This is a genomic window from Ensifer adhaerens (assembly GCF_013283195.1).
Taxonomy (GTDB): Bacteria; Pseudomonadota; Alphaproteobacteria; order Rhizobiales; family Rhizobiaceae; genus Ensifer; species Ensifer adhaerens_G.
Genome location: NZ_JABEKT010000004.1, coordinates 467,104 through 485,540, shown reverse-complemented (window position 1 = coordinate 485,540; position 18,437 = coordinate 467,104). Strand labels below are relative to the sequence as shown.

At 63.5% G+C, this 18,437-nt stretch carries 15 protein-coding genes; 9 read left to right on the top strand and 6 right to left on the bottom strand.

What is annotated here, in order from left to right; genetic code table 11:
* The first annotated feature begins 42 nt into the window (after positions 1-42).
* The 4 genes from LPJGGPFB_RS28665 to LPJGGPFB_RS28650 all read left to right on the top strand — a co-directional run bounded on the left by LPJGGPFB_RS28665 (position 43) and on the right by LPJGGPFB_RS28650 (position 4,261).
* Positions 43-777, top strand: a complete 735-nt coding sequence (locus LPJGGPFB_RS28665; RefSeq protein WP_173423320.1) for an aspartate/glutamate racemase family protein — start codon at positions 43-45, stop codon at positions 775-777.
* A 41-nt stretch (positions 778-818) separates the two neighbouring features.
* Positions 819-1,958 carry an aldo/keto reductase gene (locus LPJGGPFB_RS28660; RefSeq protein ID WP_173423319.1) on the top strand — a complete coding sequence of 380 codons (1,140 nt, stop codon included), beginning with the start codon at positions 819-821 and terminating at the stop codon, positions 1,956-1,958.
* 50 nt (positions 1,959-2,008) lie between these two features.
* Positions 2,009-2,899, top strand: a complete 891-nt coding sequence (gene purU, locus LPJGGPFB_RS28655; RefSeq protein ID WP_173423318.1) for a formyltetrahydrofolate deformylase — start codon at positions 2,009-2,011, stop codon at positions 2,897-2,899.
* 78 nt (positions 2,900-2,977) lie between these two features.
* Entirely contained in the window at positions 2,978-4,261 is a 1,284-nt protein-coding gene (locus tag LPJGGPFB_RS28650) for an NAD(P)/FAD-dependent oxidoreductase (RefSeq protein WP_173423317.1), read from the top strand.
* Here LPJGGPFB_RS28650 and LPJGGPFB_RS28645 read toward each other — a convergent pair.
* A complete protein-coding gene (locus LPJGGPFB_RS28645; protein ID WP_173423316.1) occupies positions 4,258-5,193 on the bottom strand; it encodes a LysR substrate-binding domain-containing protein in 936 nt (311 codons plus the stop codon). The genes LPJGGPFB_RS28650 and LPJGGPFB_RS28645 overlap by 4 nt on opposite strands.
* A gap of 95 nt (positions 5,194-5,288) precedes the next feature.
* Between LPJGGPFB_RS28645 and LPJGGPFB_RS28640 the strand changes: the two genes are divergently transcribed.
* The 3 genes from LPJGGPFB_RS28640 to LPJGGPFB_RS28630 all read left to right on the top strand — a co-directional run bounded on the left by LPJGGPFB_RS28640 (position 5,289) and on the right by LPJGGPFB_RS28630 (position 9,601).
* Complete coding sequence (locus LPJGGPFB_RS28640; RefSeq protein WP_173423315.1) at positions 5,289-7,730, top strand: GcvT family protein; 2,442 nt, start codon at positions 5,289-5,291, stop codon at positions 7,728-7,730.
* Between the two features lie 42 nt (positions 7,731-7,772).
* Complete coding sequence (locus tag LPJGGPFB_RS28635) at positions 7,773-8,531, top strand: electron transfer flavoprotein subunit beta/FixA family protein (RefSeq protein WP_173423314.1); 759 nt, start codon at positions 7,773-7,775, stop codon at positions 8,529-8,531.
* 140 nt (positions 8,532-8,671) lie between these two features.
* Positions 8,672-9,601, top strand: coding sequence for an electron transfer flavoprotein subunit alpha/FixB family protein (locus LPJGGPFB_RS28630; protein ID WP_173423313.1), 930 nt, complete (start codon positions 8,672-8,674; stop codon positions 9,599-9,601).
* Positions 9,602-9,635: 34 nt separating this feature from the next.
* Here the strand turns inward: LPJGGPFB_RS28630 and LPJGGPFB_RS28625 are convergent, their stop codons facing one another.
* The 4 genes from LPJGGPFB_RS28625 to LPJGGPFB_RS28610 form a co-directional block, all read right to left on the bottom strand.
* Positions 9,636-10,946 (bottom strand): CynX/NimT family MFS transporter, encoded by a 1,311-nt coding sequence (locus LPJGGPFB_RS28625; RefSeq protein ID WP_173423312.1) that lies wholly within the window; start codon positions 10,944-10,946, stop codon positions 9,636-9,638.
* Positions 10,943-11,620: a FadR/GntR family transcriptional regulator gene (locus LPJGGPFB_RS28620; RefSeq protein WP_173423311.1), complete on the bottom strand. Its 678-nt coding sequence runs from the start codon at positions 11,618-11,620 to the stop codon at positions 10,943-10,945. Before LPJGGPFB_RS28620 ends, LPJGGPFB_RS28625 begins: the two co-directional genes overlap by 4 nt.
* Before the next feature lie 106 nt (positions 11,621-11,726).
* The gene (locus LPJGGPFB_RS28615) at positions 11,727-12,686 is read right to left on the bottom strand and encodes a GlxA family transcriptional regulator (RefSeq protein ID WP_173423310.1); all 960 of its coding nucleotides are present in this window, start codon (positions 12,684-12,686) and stop codon (positions 11,727-11,729) included.
* Positions 12,686-13,684: an SLAC1 anion channel family protein gene (locus LPJGGPFB_RS28610; RefSeq protein ID WP_173423309.1), complete on the bottom strand. Its 999-nt coding sequence runs from the start codon at positions 13,682-13,684 to the stop codon at positions 12,686-12,688. The genes LPJGGPFB_RS28615 and LPJGGPFB_RS28610 overlap by 1 nt, the downstream gene beginning before the upstream one ends.
* Positions 13,685-14,054: 370 nt before the next feature.
* On the opposite strand from LPJGGPFB_RS28610, the gene LPJGGPFB_RS28605 reads away from it, so the two are divergent.
* Positions 14,055-15,185, top strand: coding sequence for an NAD(P)/FAD-dependent oxidoreductase (locus LPJGGPFB_RS28605; protein WP_345791091.1), 1,131 nt, complete (start codon positions 14,055-14,057; stop codon positions 15,183-15,185).
* 200 nt (positions 15,186-15,385) lie between these two features.
* Positions 15,386-16,519 carry a serine hydrolase domain-containing protein gene (locus LPJGGPFB_RS28600; RefSeq protein ID WP_234903111.1) on the top strand — a complete coding sequence of 378 codons (1,134 nt, stop codon included), beginning with the start codon at positions 15,386-15,388 and terminating at the stop codon, positions 16,517-16,519.
* Between the two features lie 79 nt (positions 16,520-16,598).
* Here LPJGGPFB_RS28600 and ade read toward each other — a convergent pair whose 3' ends face one another.
* Positions 16,599-18,389 (bottom strand): adenine deaminase, encoded by a 1,791-nt coding sequence (gene ade / locus LPJGGPFB_RS28595; RefSeq protein ID WP_173423307.1) that lies wholly within the window; start codon positions 18,387-18,389, stop codon positions 16,599-16,601.
* Positions 18,390-18,437 lie beyond the last annotated feature (48 nt).

Genomic DNA, 18,437 nt, shown 5'->3' with positions numbered 1-18,437 from the left:
GCATGCCGGTTTGAGAACAATTTTGATATCGGAGACAAGACGATGACTGTCCACACAGTCAAGCGGAGGACGCAATCGTGGTACGGGGAGTCGATCGGCATCCTCATCCTCGATGCGGCATATCCTTGCGTGCCCGGCAATGTCGGCAACGCCACCACCTATGATTTTCCCGTGCGGTTCCAGGAGGTGCGCGGCGCTTCGATCGACCGGCTGCTCAATCAGCGCGATCCAGCCCTTCGCGACGTCTTCATCGAAGCGGCGGTCGAGTTGCGCAACCGCGGCGTCAAGGCGATCACCGGGGCCTGCGGTTTCATGGCCTATTTCCAGGAGGAGGTTGCAGCGGCTGTCGATATCCCGGTGTTCCTGTCGAGCCTGATGCAGATCCCGTTCATGCATGCGGCGGCCGGCGGCAGGGTCGGCATCATCACCGCCAATGCCAGCCGACTGACGCCGCGCCATTTCGAGGCGAGCAACGTACCGGGGCATATTCCGCTCGCCATCGCGGGCATGGAAGGGCAGACGGAATTCCGCGAAGCGATACTGGAAGAAAAGGGCACGCTCGACAGTGCTGCCATCGAGCGCGAGGTCACTGAGGTCGCTCGCAAGCTCGTCGAGGATAACCCGGATGTCCGCTCCATTCTGCTCGAATGCAGCGATCTTCCGCCCTATGCTCACGCGGTGCAGGCGGCGACCGGTCGTCCGGTCTTCGATTTCATCACGATGATCAACCATGTCCAGCAAGGCGTCGCCCGCAGGAGCTATCACGGTCGCATGTGACGGCGGCCGAGGGCAGCACGCGAGACAAATCAGGAATTCCCATGTCCATGGACCACTATTACCTTCTCGGCCGCTCGGGCCTCAGGGTCAGCCGGCTCGCGCTCGGAACTATGACCTTCGGCAATGGCGGCATTCGAGGGATCGGAGGCTCCTGGGGATCGGACGAAGATGCGGCGCGCGCCATCTTCAATCGCTACCTCGAGGTCGGTGGCAACTTCATCGACACGGCGGATTCCTATGCGGCCGGCCTCAGCGAAGAACTGATCGGCAAATTCGTCGCCGAGGCCGGCATTCGCGATCGGGTGGTGATTTCCACCAAGTTTTCCAACAGCCTGGAGCCCGGCAACCCGAATGCCGGCGGCAACGGCCGCAAAAACCTGATGCGCGCCGTCGATGCCTCGCTGCGGCGGCTGAAGACTGATTACATCGACCTCTATCTGCTGCACACCTGGGACCGGATCACGCCCGCCGAAGAGGTCATGCGGACGTTTGACGATCTCGTGCGCGCCGGCAAGATCCGCTATGCCGGGCTTTCCGACGTGCCCGGCTGGTATGCGGCGCGCGCCCAGACATGGGCGGAGGCGCACGCTTTGACGCCGCCGATCTGCCTGCAGCTTCCCTATTCGCTGGCCGAACGCAGCATCGAGAACGAGTTCGTGCCGCTGGCCCAGACGCTCGGCCTGGGGATCACCGCCTGGAGCCCGCTCGCCATGGGGCTGCTCTCCGGCAAATACCGGGCCGGCCGGCAGGCGGCGGGGCGGCTCTCGCTCGATACATCCGGCAGCGGTCTCGGCCTCTTTACCGAGCGCAACATGCGCATTGTCGCGGCACTGGAGGCGGTCGCCGCCGAGACCGGCCACAGCATGGCGCAGGTCGCTCTGAACTGGGTGGTGACGCAGCCCGGCGTCGGTGCCGCCATCATCGGCGCCAGCCGGCTCGAACAGCTCGACGACAATCTGGCCGCACTTGATTTTTCGATCCCCGCCGAATTGCGCCAGCTGTTGCAGGTGGCAAGCGCGATCGAGCCGGTCTATCCCTACTCGCTGTTTGCCGACGACTACCAGGCCGGCATCCTCAATGCCGGGGTGGCAGTCGGCGACAAGCCGCGCGGCTACCACAGCGAGACCTTTCTGCCCAAGGTCACCGACTATGTCTTCGGCCAGCCAAAAGCCAAGACCTGAGCTGCTTGGGTGAGCCGCCGCCAGCTACCTCCATCACGAAAGGAACAGGCATGACTGTAATGCCCGCAAACCTGACATCAACAGGCACAGCTGCCTCGTTCATCCTGACGCTCGCCTGTGATGACCAGCCCGGCATTGTCGCGGCGGTAACAACCGAGCTTGCGGCGATCGGCGGCAACATCGTCGAGAGCAACCAATTTCGCGATGTCGAGACCAATTGCTTCTTCATGCGCATCGCCTTTACGGGACCCGCTGGCATGGCGCGGGACGGCGTCGAGCGGGCGCTGAAACCGGCAATCGATCGCTTCGGAATGAGGGTCGCGATTACCGACGCCACCCGGAGGCCGAAGATCATCGTGATGGTCTCCAAGTTCGACCATGCGCTGCTGCATCTGCTCTACCAGATCCGCGTCGGCTGGCTGAATGCCGAGGTCGTTGCCATCGTTTCCAACCATGACGACAGCGCTGCGACCGCGGAACTCGGAGGCGTCCCCTATCACCACTGGAAAGTGACGAAGGACAACAAGGCGGAACAGGAGCAGCGCCTGACCGATCTGGTGCGCGAGACGCAAGCCGACCTCGTCATCCTCGCCCGCTATATGCAGGTGCTCTCGGACAATCTGTCGAACCGGCTTTATGGACGGATCATCAACATCCATCACTCGTTCCTGCCGTCGTTCAAAGGCGCCAAGCCTTACCACCAGGCGCATACGCGCGGCGTCAAGCTGATCGGAGCGACCGCCCACTATGTCACGCCCGATCTCGACGAGGGGCCGATCATCGAGCAGGAGACCGAGCGGGTGACCCACGCAATGAGCGCCGAGGATTTCGTCGCCACCGGCCGTGATATCGAGAGCCGTGTTCTCGCCCGTGCGGTGAAGATGCATCTGGAAAACCGCGTCATGCTCAACGGCCACAGGACGGTGGTCTTTACACAGTGACGGCGACATTATCATTGTCATGATCGATAGAATCTGCGGGCAGAGACGAAGCGACACCCCGCATGAAGGACTGGACCGATGCTGAACGACCCCCGCTCCCATGGGCTTTGGGAAAAAACCGCCCCGCAGCCACCGGTCACAGGCCCGCTTGAAACGGACGCATCCGCCGATGTGGTGGTCGTTGGCGGTGGTTTCACCGGCATTTCGGCCGCCCTGCATCTGGCCGAGGCCGGCCGCAGGGTCATCCTGCTCGAAGGCGCGGAGATCGGCTTTGGCGGCGCAGGTCGCAATGTCGGGCTGATCAATGCCGGCATGTGGGTGATGCCGGACGATCTGCCAGGCGAACTCGGCGAGGTCCACGGCGAACGACTTCTCGATCTGCTCGGCAACGGGCCGCGCGTGGTGATGGATCTGATCGACCAGCACGCCATCGCCTGCGAACTGGAGCGCAACGGCACGCTGCACTGCGCTGTTGGCGAAAATGGCTTGATGGAAATCGAGAACCGGGCGGCGCAATGGCAAAAGCGCGGCGCACCGGTCGAACTTCTAAGCGCAGCCCAGACGGCTGCGCGGATCGGCACCACAGGCTATGCCGGCGCCCTGCTCGACAAAAGGGCGGGGACCTTGCAGCCGCTCGCCTATGTTCGCGGCTTGGCACACGCAGCTCAACGGGCCGGCGTGACCCTGCATACATCGAGCCGGGTCGTCTCGACGGAGCGTGTCGGCAGTCGCTGGAAGGTGGCGACGGACAAGGCATCCGTGACGGCGGACTGGATCATCGTCGCGACCGATGCCTATAGCACCGGGCCATGGGAGCGGGTGCGGACCGAACAGGTCTATCTGCCCTATTTCAATCTGGCGACGCGGCCGCTCGCACCAGATCTACTTGCGACCATTCTGCCCAACCGCGAGGGCGTGTGGGACACGAAGGAGATCCTCTCGTCCTTCCGCATGGACAAGGCGGGCCGGCTGGTGTTCGGCAGCGTCGGCGCCTTGCGTAATGGCGGTGCCGCCGTGCACAAGGCCTGGGCTCGGCGCTCGCTTGCCCGGCTTTTCCCGCAACTGGGCAAGGTCGATTTTGAGTGCGAATGGTACGGCCAGATCGGCATGACCACCAATGCGCTGCCTCGCTTCCATCGGTTTGCGCCGAATGTCGTCGGCTTCTCCGGCTATAACGGTCGCGGGATCGCGCCGGGCACGGTGTTCGGCCGGGTGCTGGCGCGGCATATCCTCGGAGAGATTGCCGAGGCGGAGCTGCCGTTGCCGCTCAGCGACCCGAGCGATCCGCCGATGCGGCGTTTGAAGGAAGCCTACTACGAGGCCGGAGCCCAGGTCGCCCACTTCGTCGGCGAGCGTTTCTAACCAACCTCGTCGCCGAAGATGTCGGCGTCGGCATTCTGCTCCATCAGCCAGTCGCGAAAGATCTCGGTGCCGCGCTTGGGTGGGCGCTGGGCCGGCATGACGATGTGGATGCTCTGTCCCGTGAGATAGCTTGCCCGGATCGGGCAGACGAGCTTTCCGGCCTTCAGATGATCATGCACCAGATGCTTCCAGCCGAGCGCGACTCCCTGGCCGTGCACGGCGGCCTCGATCGAATTCAGCGCATCGGTAAAGACGAAATCCTGCGTCAGCTTGGCGGCGGAGACCTCGTTGCGCTCGAGATATTCACGCCAGCCGACGCGTGAGCGATGCCGTTCCTCGAAATGCAGGAGCGTGTGGTTGAGCAGGTCGGCCGGAGTCCCGATTGGCCCGTGCTCTTTCAGATAGGCGGGGCTGCAGACCGGCCAGACTTCTTCGGTGACGAAATGCCAGGCGTGGATACCAGGCCATTTGCCGGTACCGAGCCGGGCGGAAAGGTCGATGTCTTCTTCCAGCAGGTCCTGGTCGTCGCGGCTGCTTTCGGCAATGCGCAAGGCGATATCCGGATGCTGGGCCTTGAAGGCTTTCAGCCGCGGCAGTAACCACAATTGCACGAAGGATGCGGAAAACGACACGCGCACGATATCGCGCGAATGCTTCTGCCTGAGCGACGAGATCACCATGTGCAGGTGATCGAAGGCTTCCTGGGTTTCCTTGTAGAGCCGCTTGCCCTCGGCCGTCAGCTCCAGCCGCGCATGTTCGCGGCGGAAGAGCTTGAGGCCCGTTGCCTCTTCAAGCAGGCGGATCGTCTTGCTGACCGCAGGCTGGCTGACATTCAGCTCCTCTGCCGCACCCGTAAAGCTTTGCCGCCGGGCGGCGGCCTCGAAGACGAAGAGATAGTTGGCGGAGGGGACGAGCGAGCGGAGCCTATGCATAAACTGAGGTTATGCCCCCGGATAGTTTTTAGCAAGATTACAAGCACGCCGGCCGTTTGTAAGTTGCTGAAAATTCCACATAAGGGAACCTCTTCATGCAAACTCATGCTCGGGCCGTAGTCATTGGCGGCGGCTGCGTCGGTGCAGCCATTCTCTACGGTCTGACGAAACGCGGCTGGACGGACGTTGCGCTTCTCGAACGCACGCAGCTGACCGCCGGCTCGACCTGGCATGCCGCCGGTCTCATCCCGTCCTATGCCCGTTCGATCAATATCGGCCGGATGATCGCCAAGACCATCGAAATCTACGAGGGCCTCGAAGCCGAAACCGGCCAGCATGTCGGCTGGCACAAATGCGGCCAGCTGCGCATCGCCAATACCCGCGACCGGTTCGACGAATACAAGAGCTACATGAGCGTCGCCGAGGTTCAGGGTATTCGCGCTGAACTGATCTCGCCGGCCGAGGCCCGTGATCTCTGGCCGCTGCTTGAAAACAACAAGGAGATGCTGGGCGCCCTCTACCATCCCGATGACGGTCACATCGCGCCGGCCGACGTGACGCAGGCCATGGCCAAGGGTGCCCGCGATCGCGGCGCCAAGATCTATCTCAACACCGAGGTGCGCGGTTTCGAGCGCATGCCGAGCGGCGAGTGGAAGATCAAGACCAATCAGGGCGAGATCATCTGCGAGCACATCATTTCGGCGACCGGCAACTATGCGCGCCAGACCGGCGCCATGCTCGGCCTCGACATTCCGGCGATCCCGATCGTGCATCAATACTGGATCACCGATGCCGTTCCCGAGGTAATCGAGCGCAAGCGCCAGGGCCTGCCCGAGATGCCGATCCTGCGTGACGAGGGGTTCGAGGGCTATCTGCGCGAAGAGGGCGACGGCCTGATGTTCGGCCCCTACGAGAAGACCGAGCACCTGAAGCTCTTTGCCGAAAACGGCGTGCCGGAGTGGTTTGGTGCCGACCTGCTCGAAGAGGATTTCGATTCGGTTTCCTGGAACTGGGAGCGGGCGATGGACCTCGTGCCGGCGCTCGGCCGCGTCGGCATCAAGGCCAATGTCCGTGGTCCCTTCCAGATGACCGCCGACGAACTGCCGCTGGTGGGACCGGCCTGGGGATTGGACAATGTCTGGATCGCAGAGGGCGTGCCAGGTGGCATCCTCTGGGGCGGCGCGATCGGCTATTACCTCTCCGAGCGCATTGTCGAAGGCGGCAACAGCCTCGATACCTCCGAGCTGGACCCGCGCCGTTTCGGCGACTACGCCAACAAGAACTGGACGCGGGAAAAAGTGCGCGAGGCCTGGGGCACCCATGCCGAACAGCATTATCCCGGCCAGGACATGCCGGCCGCCCGGCCACAGAAGACTGCGCCTTCCTACGATCGTCTGACGCAAAAAGGTGCCGTCTGGAGCGTTCTCAACGGCTGGGAAATGCCCAACTGGTTTGCGCCCGAGGGTGCCGAGGCCAAGGACCAATACAGCTGGCGCTGGACCGAAAAGGGCAAATACGTTGGTGAGGAAGTCCACGCCGTGCGCAATGCCGTCGGCCTCGTCGAGATGACGCCGATGACCAAGTTCGAAGTGAGCGGACCGGGCGCCGAAGCCTGGCTGGACGGCATCCTCGCCAACCGCCTGCCAAAGACCGGTCGCGTCAACCTCAGTCATCACCTGACGCAGAAGGGTGGAGTGCAGGCTGAATATGTCGTCGCCCGTCTCGAAGACGGCTTGTTCTACCTGATCTCGACGCCGCGGGCAGAGCGCTGGAACTTCGACGATCTCTCGAAGCTTCTGCCGAGGGACGGCAGCGTGCAACTGCGCAACGTCACCAACGATCGTGGCTGCTTCACCATCGTCGGGCCGAAGGCGCGCGAGGTGCTGCAGACGCTGACCGAGATCGATCTTTCCAACGAGGCTTTCCCGTGGTTCGGCGTGCAGACCGGTACGGTGGGGCTCGCCAGCGACGTCCGTCTGCTGCGCGTCAACTACGAAGGCGAGCTTGGCTGGGAACTCTATCACCCGCTCTGCTACCAGCGGCACCTGCTCGATGCGCTGCTTGCTGCCGGCGAGGCGCATGGCCTTCGATTGATCGGCCTGCAGGCGCTGGAATCACTACGGCTCGAAAAGTCCTACCGGGCGATGTACCGCGACATGAACCCGGAGCTCAGCGCCTGGGAGAGCAGCCTTGATCGTTTCGTGCGCCTCGACAAGGGCTGCTTCATCGGCCGCGATGCGCTGGTAAAGGCGAAGGAAGCGGGTGTTGCCCGTCGCTCCTTCACCATCGCGATCGACACCGACGGTGCAAGCTCGCTGATCTACGAAGGCGTCTATCACCAGGGCAAGCTGGTCGGGCGCATCACCTCGGGCGGTTATGCCTATACGCTCGGCCACGATGTGGCATTCGCGTTGCTGCCGGTCGAGCTTGGCGTGCCGGGAACGGAACTGGAAGTCCCGATCCTCGGCGAGCGGCGCAAGGCCCGCGTCATCGAAGAATCGCCCTACGATCCCGAAGCCAAGCGCGGGCGCATGTAACGGTCATCAGTAGACAACGAGAATTGCCGGAAAGGGTTGGCCATGAAAATACTTGTGACGGTTAAGCGGGTGGTTGACTACAACGTCAAGATCCGGGTGAAGGCGGACGGCTCGGGTGTCGAGCTTGCCAATGTGAAGATGTCGATGAACCCGTTCGACGAGATCTCGGTGGAAGAGGCGCTGCGGCTGAAGGAAGCCGGCAAGGCCGACGAGGTCGTGGTCGTGTCGGTGGGTCCGGCCAAGGCCGAAGAGACGTTGCGCACCGCGCTCGCCATGGGTGCCGACCGGGCGATCCTGGTCGAGACCGAGGACCAGGTCGAGCCGCTCGCAGTCGCCAAGATCGTCAAGGGTGTTGCCGAGGCCGAACAGCCCGGCCTGATCATCGTCGGCAAGCAGGCGATCGACGACGATTCGAACCAGACCGGCCAGATGCTGTCGGCCTTGCTCGGCTGGGCGCAGGGTACCTTCGCCTCCAAGGTCGAGATCGGCGACGGCAAGGCAACCGTGACACGTGAAGTCGATGGCGGTCTGCAGACGATCGACATCAAGCTGCCGGCAGTGGTCACCACCGACCTGCGCCTCAACGAGCCGCGTTATGCCTCGCTGCCCAACATCATGAAGGCGAAGAAGAAGCCGCTCGACAAGAAGTCGCCCGCCGATTTCGGCGTCGATACGACGCCACGGCTGAAGGTGCTGAAGACCGAGGAGCCGGAAGGCCGCAAGGCCGGCATCAAGGTCAAGTCGGTGGCCGAGCTCGTTGAAAAGCTCAAGACCGAAGCCGGCGTGCTCGGAAATCCGTGAGGTCCGCCTGCAAACGGCGTGTCGCTGCGCTTCCGGTGCTCACGTACTAGAGTACGCTGCGCGCCGGTTCTCACGCCTCACCGTTTTCGGCAGGCCCTGACGGATTTCGGGAACGAACCATTTTTCTAGAGGACAAGATCATGGCTATTCTGCTTCTGGCTGATCACGACGGCAGCCACCTTTCCGACCAGACCGCCAAGGCGCTGACGGCAGCGAGCAAAATCGGCGGCGACGTGCATGTGCTGGTGGCCGGTGCCGGCGCCAAGGCGGCAGCTGACCAGGCCGCCAAGCTTTCCGGCGTCGCCAAGGTGCTGGTGGCCGAGGATGCAAGCCTTGCCAACAACCTGGCCGAGCCCTTGGCAGCCCTCATTGTGTCGCTTGCCGGCGGCTACGACACCATTCTGGCCGCCGCCACCTCGGTCGGCAAGAACGTGCTGCCGCGGGTTGCAGCGCTTCTGGACGTCGTCCAGGTCTCGGAAATCACCGAAGTTGTCTCTTCCGACACCTTCAAGCGTCCGATCTATGCCGGCAATGCCATCCAGACGGTGCAGACGACAGAGGCCAAGAAGGTGATCACCGTGCGCACCGCCTCGTTCGCCTCGGCCCCTGAAGGCGGCTCGGCTGCGGTCGAGACGGTGTCTGCTGCCGCCAATCCGGGCCTGTCGACCTTCGTCGCCGATGCGCTGTCGTCGTCGGATCGTCCGGAACTGACCTCGGCCAAGATCATCATCTCGGGTGGCCGGGCGCTCGGTTCGTCGGAAAAGTTCCAGGAAGTCATCCTTCCGGTTGCCGACAAGCTCGGTGCCGCCGTCGGCGCATCGCGTGCCGCCGTCGATGCCGGTTACGCCCCGAACGACTGGCAGGTCGGCCAGACCGGCAAGGTGGTCGCCCCCGATCTCTACATCGCCTGCGGCATCTCCGGTGCGATCCAGCATCTGGCCGGCATGAAGGACAGTAAGGTCATCGTCGCCATCAACAAGGACGAGGAGGCACCGATCTTCCAGGTCGCCGACTACGGCCTCGTCGCAGACCTGTTTGAGGCCCTGCCGGAAATGGAGCGGGCTTCCTGAATAGGTTTGAGAAACGACGGCTGAACAATGATGTTCAGTCGTCGATCCTGATCGTTTGCGCGCCGACATGCAGCGCGCGGCCGGCGCCAAAGCCCATGATCGCCGCGCCGAGGCCAAGCGCCACGAACAGGACGGCGGCTGCATCGAAACTTCCGGTCCAGTCACGAATGAGCCCGACAAGCAGCGGGCCGATAGCGGCGAGCACATAGCCGACCCCTTGCGCCATGCCCGAGAGATGGGCGGCAACGTGGGAATCGGGCGAGCGCAGCACGATCAGTGTCATTGCGACCGCAATCAACCCGCCCTGGCCGAACCCCTGCAGAATGGCCCAGAAGATCACCGTCGACGGCGGCGCAAAGAGAATGCCGAGCAGCGCGACGACCGCTGCCGCGACCAGCGCGACATTGATGCCGCGTTGGTCCTTGCGGCGAACCGCAAACGAGGGGACCAGCAGGCAGGTGACGACCTGGGTCATGATCGAGACCGAGACGATCGCGCCGGCCGTTGCCGGGTCGAAGCCGCGCTCCCGCAGAATGGGGGCGAGCCAGCCGAAGATGCAGTAGGCGAGCGCTGATTGCAGGCCCATGAACAGCGTCACCTGCCAGGCGAGCCGGTCGCGCCAGAGGCCAACGACGCGGAAGCCGCTGTGTCTCACCTGCGCCTTGCTGCCAAGCGCTTGCGGCGTCCAGATCAACAGAACGATGAAGGCAGGAAGCGCCCAGATGGCAAGTGCCCCCGACCAGGAGCCGGTAACGCCGTGCTCAAGTGGCAGGGTCAGGCCGGCGGCGCCGGCAGCGCCTGCGCAAAGCGCCATCGTGTAAAGCCCGGTCATAACAGCCGCCTTGTCGGCAAAGTCGCGCTTGACGAGGCCGGGAAGCAGGACGTTGCCGATGGCGATGGCGGCACCCGCCGCAAATGTCGACAGGAAGAGCAGGGGCACCGGTCCGAAACCGCGAAGCGCCGTGCCGAGCGCCAGCAGGAGCAGAGCCGCGAGCAACGTGCGTTCGGCACCAAACCGCTGCGCCAGTTTTGGCGCCAGCGGCGCAAACAGCCCAAGGCAAAGCACGGGCAGCGTCGTCAGCAGGCTGGCGCCTGAGGTCGAAAGACCGGTGTCGCGTATCACCTCCGGCAAAAGCACCGAGAGGCTGGAAAACAGCGGACGCAGGTTGAAGGCGATCAGCACCAGGCTGGCGCCGAGCACGAAGCGCGCCGCTCCGCGGGGCATGACCGGCGGCTGCGGTTCGGGAACGCTATCGGCTTCAGCGTCGATGAGCTGATCTTCGAGGCCATTGATGGCCGCGATCTGATGGGCCGACGGATTGGGGTCGCGAAAAGTCTGGTTCATTGCGAAAGAAGCCTGTCGAGTTCGCGCAGCACCGGCGCCATGAAGGCGCGGACTGCGGCGGCAGCCCGGTCCGGATCGCCGGTGGCGATGGCCGTGACGATAGCCGCATGGGCCTCGTCGTCCGGTTCCGGCACGTCGCCCTTGAGTGTCGAGTGAATGGTTTCGAGGATCGATGCGGTGAAGAAATCATAGAGGCCGACGATGGCGCGGTTGCCCGCGGCATCGACGATGGATTTGTGGAACGCGATGTCGCGTTGGCCGAATGCTTCATAGCCGCCGTCGGCGATGGTACCGCGCGCCTGAAGCAGACGGGTCATTCGCTCAAGGTCGCCTGGCGTATGGCGGATTGCCGCAAGTCTGGCGGCCTCGACATCGAGGGCGGCGCGCGCCTCCCATTGATCGCGCAGTCCGGCGCGTTTGACGCGGTCGAGCGCGCCCGCCGGATCGACCGCCGAGCGCACATAGGTGCCGGAGCCCTGGCGGGTATCGAGCAGGCCTTGCGAGACCAGCACGCGCACGGCTTCGCGCACCGTGCCGCGGCTGACGGACAAGAGCTCGGTCAGCGCTGTTTCGTTCGGGATGCGGTCGCCCACACCCCAGCGGCCGCTGACGATTTCGGCGCGCAGGTTTTCAGCGGCGCTGTCTGCAAGATTGGTACGGTTGACGGGCTGCATCACACACTCATCAAGTCATCAGATGACTAGATCAATACGCCCGGATTCCGCTGTCGTCAACCAACTCATGGGTGGTGGCATTTGCGTCGACGGTTCCTGGTCCGGTTCAGACGCCAAAAGAGCGGCGGTAAGCGACCGGCGAGACGCCGAACTTGCGGACAAAAGCCCGGCGGAAAGCCACATCGTCGTTGAAGCCGAGATCGCGAGCGATCTTCTTCATCGGCGCGTTCGTCTCCTCGGCCAGGCGCCTGCCGGCCTCCAGCCGCATCGCTTCCACATAGTCGCCGGGCGTCATGCCGACCTCGAGCTTGAATTGGCGGGCAAAGTTGCGTGCGCTCATGCCGGCGCGTTTTGCCATCGCCGCCACCGACAGGTCGGCCGTCAGATTGTCGGCGATATATTCCTGGGCTGACCGGATCGGTGTGCGTTGGGCGATCTGCGTCGCCAGATGCGTGCTGAACTGCGACTGCCCGCCGGGCCTCTTGAGGAAGACCACGAGTTCGCGCGCCACTTTCAGCGCGATATCAGGGCCAAGATCCTTCTCGACGATTGCAAGGGCGAGATCGATTCCGGCTGTCACCCCTGCCGAGGTCCAGATGTTGCCGTCGCGGGTAAAGATGCGGTTGGGCTCCAGCTTCACCTCGGGAAAGCGCCGGGCAAACTCGGCCGCCTGCGACCAGTGCGTCGTCGCTCGGCGCCCGTCGAGTAGCCCGGCCTCGCCGAGGACAAACGCGCCGGAGCAGACGGAGCCAAGTCGGCCCGGCCCTTCCGATGCCGCCTTCACCCAGGCGATTACCGTTTCGGGAATGGGCCGTGTCTGGATCAGCGGATCACCGGCGACAAGCACGGTGTGGAAATCATCGGGTGCATCGTCGATCGTGCGGTCCGGCAGCAGGCGGAGGCCAGAGGTGCCGCGGATCGGGCTGTCGTCCAGCCCGACCAACGCCACGCGATAGAAGTCCGTGCCACTCTGGCGGTTTGCTTCCGCAAACACATCCGACGGCCCGACGACATCCAGCAACTGGACGTCCGGCATCGCCAGAATGGCAACATGGACCTTCGACATCAGTGCACCCGAAACAGTTTCCCCGACAGAACCTCGTTCATCGTCCTCACGAAGACAATACCGATGGCGCCGGTGAGAAAAACGAACATGGCGATAGCGAGGGCGCGAAGCAATTCCGTTCCGGCGGCTTCAGCATAGCGGAAGAAGGCGATCGAGAAGGCGGCGAGCGGAAAGCTGATGGCCCACCAGGCAACACTGAACGGGACGTGGCTGCGAAACACGATCGGTGACAGCACCAGCATGAGGAAGAAGGCGAAATAGAAGAGCACACTGGCAAGGATGTCCACGGTGCCGGTGAGATTGGTATAGGCGAGAAAACCGACGGCAAACGGAGCGACGAGAACCATCATCGATGGCCGGGAAGCCAGCGGCAGGGGTTCGTGGTGCCGTAACCGGGCAAAGATCAGGGTGATAAAGATCCCGGCGATGACGCTGCCGACGGCGAAGGCGAACAGGTTGATCTCATGAGCCCAGGCAAACGGCATGGCTTTGCCAGTGACGGCGATGTCGAGTGTGGCGACCCCGGGGATTAGCAGTGGCGGCAGCGTGTGTTCTGCGTTCTCACGTGAGATCAGAAACCGTGTGGCAACCAGATAGGCGAGTGTGAAGGTCAGGATGAGCCCGATGATCCAGACGACCTGGCTGGCCGTAACACTATAGCGTTCGAAGAAAGCCGATAGCAGCAACAGTCCGACGGCGATGGTGGCGAAAAAATTTCCTTGAACGGGATGATGGAACTCCGTGGCGACGGCGGCGGGGTGACGAACCCATTTCGCGGCATAGCCGATGGCAAGCGTGATGAAGGTGACCGCGGCGAACCAGCCGATGAGTTCGCCGGGAATGCCGGGAACGGCGATGACTTTCACGGCTTCACGCCATGCCAGGCTGAGGCCCGTCAGCCCCATAACCGAGGCGAAGAGATTGATCGGCAGATTGGCAATCGTGTGACGGCGGGCGGGCGTGACCGGGGCGTCGTCCAGTATTCCGACGTTCGACATGACATTCTCCACTTCGGATGTTGTTACCGAGAATATAAGTGAATCCTGTTTTGGCATGAATAGTGCTGAAGGGATGATTTCGGCCGGATTGCGCATCAAATCGGCCACCGACTGAATGCAGCAGCCCTCCGGCCAACTTCTGCGCGGAGGGGGAGGCGAGCGCTATTTGTCTGTCGCGCCGCGGTCGGTGACGTTGAGGAACGTCTTTCGGATGTGGGGTTCGTCGCCTGAGCAAATGCACAGCACGCCTGCCGCGCCCTCGCGAGCCGTCTCGCAATAAGCATCGAATATTTTCCGATGCGCTAAATATTGACCGTATAGGAAAATGATTTTACCAATACCTATGCGCTCAGGACCCTCTTCTCCCAAAGTGATTGTCATTGGCGGCGGTATCGCCGGGCTTTCGGTCGCCGCTGCCGTCCAGCAATGGGCATCGGTCACGCTCATCGAGCGCGAGGTCCATCTCGGTTATCATTCGAGCGGTCGCTCAGCGGCTCTGTTTACCGAGACCTACGGCAATGCGGTCGTGCGCGCGCTGTCCGTTGCCAGCCGGGCGGCCATCGTCGATGGCGGTTTTGCCGAGCATGTGCGTGGCGCGGTGCATTTCGGCGGTTGCGCTGACGATCAGGTCGTCGATGAACTGGCGCAGAAGTACCGGGCGCTGGTGCCGAGCGTTCGCCGGCTTTCGGCAGAGGACGTCAATGCCCTCATCCCGGTGATCCGCGCCGACACCACCTGCGGTGGCGTCTACGAGCCCGGTGCTCTTGATATCGACACCGGCAAGATGGTGCATGCCTCGGCCGCCTCGTTGAAGGCGCTTGGCGGGACTGTCGTCTCCGGCGAGGAGGTGCTTTCGATCGCACGTGTTTCCGGCCGCTTTCAGGTGGAAACGTCGGCTGGCTCCTACGAGGCAGACATGGTCGTCAACGCCGCCGGCGCCTGGGTCGATGTTGTCGCCGAGCGCGCAGGACTAACCGGCCTTGGTTTCATGCCGAAGCGCCGCACCGCCTTCATGTTCGACCCGCCCGCGGGGCTCGACGCGCGCCGATGGCCGCTCGCCGTCGATCTGCACGAGCGTTTCTACTTCAAGCCGGATGCGGGAAAGCTGATCGGCTCACTTGCCGACGAAACGGACACGCCGCCCTGCGACGCCTATCCCGAGGATATCGACGTCGCTGTCGCCGTCGACCGGATCGAGCAGGCGACAGAACTCCGCATCGGTCGCCCGCAAAGGCCGTGGGCCGGATTGCGTACCTTCGCACCGGATCGCACCCCTGTCGTCGGTTTCGATCCGCGGCTACCAGGCTTCTTCTGGCTCGGTGGCCAGGGTGGCTATGGTTTTCAGGTGTCGCTCACGCTTGCGCGGATCGCCTCGGCGCTGCTTCGCGATGCCACGATGCCTGAGGATGTCGCCGAACTCGGCGTTGCGTTCGATGCGCTGGCGCCAACCCGATTTCTAGAGGCGGCCCCCACCTCGACGCTTTCCACGGTCGGGCAATGACCAGGCAGATCAGAAGAATAGAAACGTCGCCGATGCGGTGAGGGGACATCCGCGGCGGCGTCGACGCCAGTGCGAGCACGAGCGTTTGCTCTGAAGTCCGCCCGGCCGATGCCGCGCACCGCGCTCCTCGCATCGGTAATCCCGCTCGACGCCCTCGGCCGCCAGAATTTTGCCAACGTCGATATCACGGAGGAAGTGGAATGGACGAGATGACAGTCAGTGACAGCGCCAGGCTTGCCGATCTGAGCCGACTGCTTGGAGGCTACACCAACGAGGGTGCCGTCGGGGTTTCCCTGGCCTTCTCGCAGGGTGATAGCGAGATCGTGGCCGTGACGTCGGGAATGTCCGATCGGGCGCGGGGCATGCCGGTCTCGCCGACGCAGCTGTTCAAGATCGGCAGTTGCACCAAGACGTTCACCGTTGCCGCCCTGATGAGGCTGGCCGAAAGCGGTGCCGTGGATCTGAGTGCGCCGATCTCGCACTGGTTTCCGGATCTGCCGGGAGCGAGCGCAATTTCCGTGCGTCAGCTCGTCAATCATCGCGGTGGGCTGCCGGAATTCGAGTACGACATACCGATGACGCCGGACCGCATCTGGACGCCGGCGGAACTGGTCGATCTCGCCTTTCAGGTCGGCGGGCAGGCGGCGCCCGGTGGCCCGGCCGTCTACAACAACACCGGCTACGTGCTTGCCGGCATGCTGATCGAAGCGGTCAGCGGACAGTCTCTCGGCGCCTATGTCCGCCAGCAGGTGCTCGAGCCGCTCGGGCTCGAAAATACCTGGTCGCCCTCGACCGAAAGCTTTCCTGCCGAGCGCATGGTGCGCGGCTACTATCACCGCCCACCACCGGCGGCAGACGCCGGGGCGGGTATCGCTGCCGGCGCCGAGATGTGGCGCATGGACGGGGTACTTCCCTATTCCGACGCCCTGCAGGACTCCTCGGATTCCTTCCCCTTCACCGCCGCCTATGCCTGCGGCGACATGGTCTCGACGCCGGGCGACATGGTCGCCTTCATGCGCGCGCTGTTTGGCGGCAGGCTGCTGACGGATCAAATGTTCCGGGAGATGAACGAAGGCCGCGTCGCCGTCAGCTTTCCCGGCACGCGGATGCGCGAGACCGGGGCAGGTCTGTTCCAGAGCAGCTACGCCGATCGGCTCGTCTATGGCCATCAGGGCAGCATTCCCGGCTATGTCACTGTCATGCAGCACGAGCCTATTTCGGGCTTGACGATCGCGATGACCAGCAATGTCGGCTCGGGCTACCGGATGTCCTTCTACGCCAGCGGTTTGCACCAGGTGCTCGACCGGGTAATCGGCATCATCCTGGACGGCTAGGCTGCCGTACATCGCCTGACGCTTGCCGAAATCAGATCTCGACCGCCCGGTTTGGGCGGTCGAGAGTGTTCAGCTAGGCTCACGAAATCACGACGTCGACCTTCTCGAAGGTCCTGACATCGATCAGGCCCTTGTCGGAGATGCGCAGTTCGGGAATGACGACGAGCGCCAGCAGCGAATGCTGCATGTAGGCATTGTTCAGGCGGCAGCCGCAGACGCGCATCGCCTCGACGAGTGCTGCGGCCTTGTCGGCAACGATTTCGGCGCGCTGGTCCGACATCAGCCCTGCTACCGGCAGTTCGACCAGGGCAAGCTCCTCGCCGCCCTTGATCACGACGATGCCGCCGCCGACTTCGTGCAGGCGGTTGGCAGCCTTGGCCATATCATCCTTGTTGGTACCGACGACGATCATGTGGTGGCTGTCATGTGCAACGGTGCTGGCAACGGCGCAGTCGCTGTCATAGCCGAAGCCCGAGACGAAGGCGTTGACGACGTCGCCGGTACCGCGGTGGCGTTCTACAAGCGCGATCTGGCAGACATCGTTTGCGCGGTCCATCTCGATGATGCCGCCAGAGGCCGAAAGCTCGGCCTCGAGCGCCCGTGTCGGCGCCTGGTTCTCGACGACGCCGATGACCCGGACGCGCGCACGCGTTTCGGTAGAGTTGAGACCGATGTCGAAATCGCCTGATTGCAGCGTCTTGCCGAGATGCACGGTGTCGCGGGCGCTCGCCGGGTAGACGAAGGGCGGGATGTCACGCACCAGTGCTCCGGAATCCGCAAGCAGCTCGCCACGGGCAAACACCATCTCGATCGGCAGGGCGGCAAGATCCGAGGTGATGATCAGGTCCGCGCGCCTTCCGGGCGCGATCGAGCCGAGTTCGCGTTCGACGCCGAAATGCTGGGCGGTGTTGAGCGTCGCCATCTGGATGGCGGTGATCGGTTTCAGCCCTTGCGCGATAGCGTGGCGCACCACCCGGTTCATGTGGCCGTCGTGCACGAGCGTACCGGAGTGGCTGTCGTCAGTGCAGAGCAGGAAGTTGCGTGGATCGACGCCGGCCTCGGTGATCGCCTTGACCTGGGCTGCAACGTCGAACCAGGCGGAGCCGAGCCGGAGCATGGCGCGCATGCCCTGCCGGACGCGGGCAATCGCGTCCTCGACGGTAGTCCCCTCGTGGTCGTCGGCCGGGCCGCCGGCGGCGTAGGCATGAAACTCGCGGCCGAGATGCGGCGAGGCATAGTGCCCGCCGACGGTCAGCCCGGCGTCCTGGGTCGCCGCGATCTCTGCCACCATTTTCGCATCGTTGAAGGCGACGCCGGGGAAGTTCATCATTTCGCCGAGGCCGATGATGTTGGGCCAGCTCAAGGCTTCGGCCACGTCCTTGGCCGAGAGTTCGGCGCCGGCTGTCTCAAGCCCCGGGGCGCTCGGCACGCAGCTCGGCACCTGGACATAGACGTTGATCGGCAGGCTCTGCGCCTCGTCGTTCATCAGCTTGACGCCGGCAAGGCCGAGTACGTTGGCGATTTCGTGCGGGTCGATGAACATCGTCGTCGTGCCGTGCGGGATGACAGCGCGGGCAAATTCGGTGACGGTGACGAGGCCGCTTTCGACATGCATATGCGCGTCGCAAAGCCCCGGCACGAGATAGCGGCCACCAGCATCGACAACCCTGGTGCCTTCGCCGATCGCATGGCTCGCGTCGGCGCCGACATAGGCAAAGCGACCAGCTTTTACGGCGATGTCCGTGTGCGGAATGATCTCGCCGGAATAGACGTTGACCCACTTGCCGTTGCGGATCACGAGGTCCGCCGGTGTGCGGCCCATGGCGACGTCGACAAGCTCGGGTGCGGTCTTCGACCAGGATTGAAGCATGACAGGTTCCTTCGAATGGAGACGATGCCGGCGCCCCTTCGCACGACT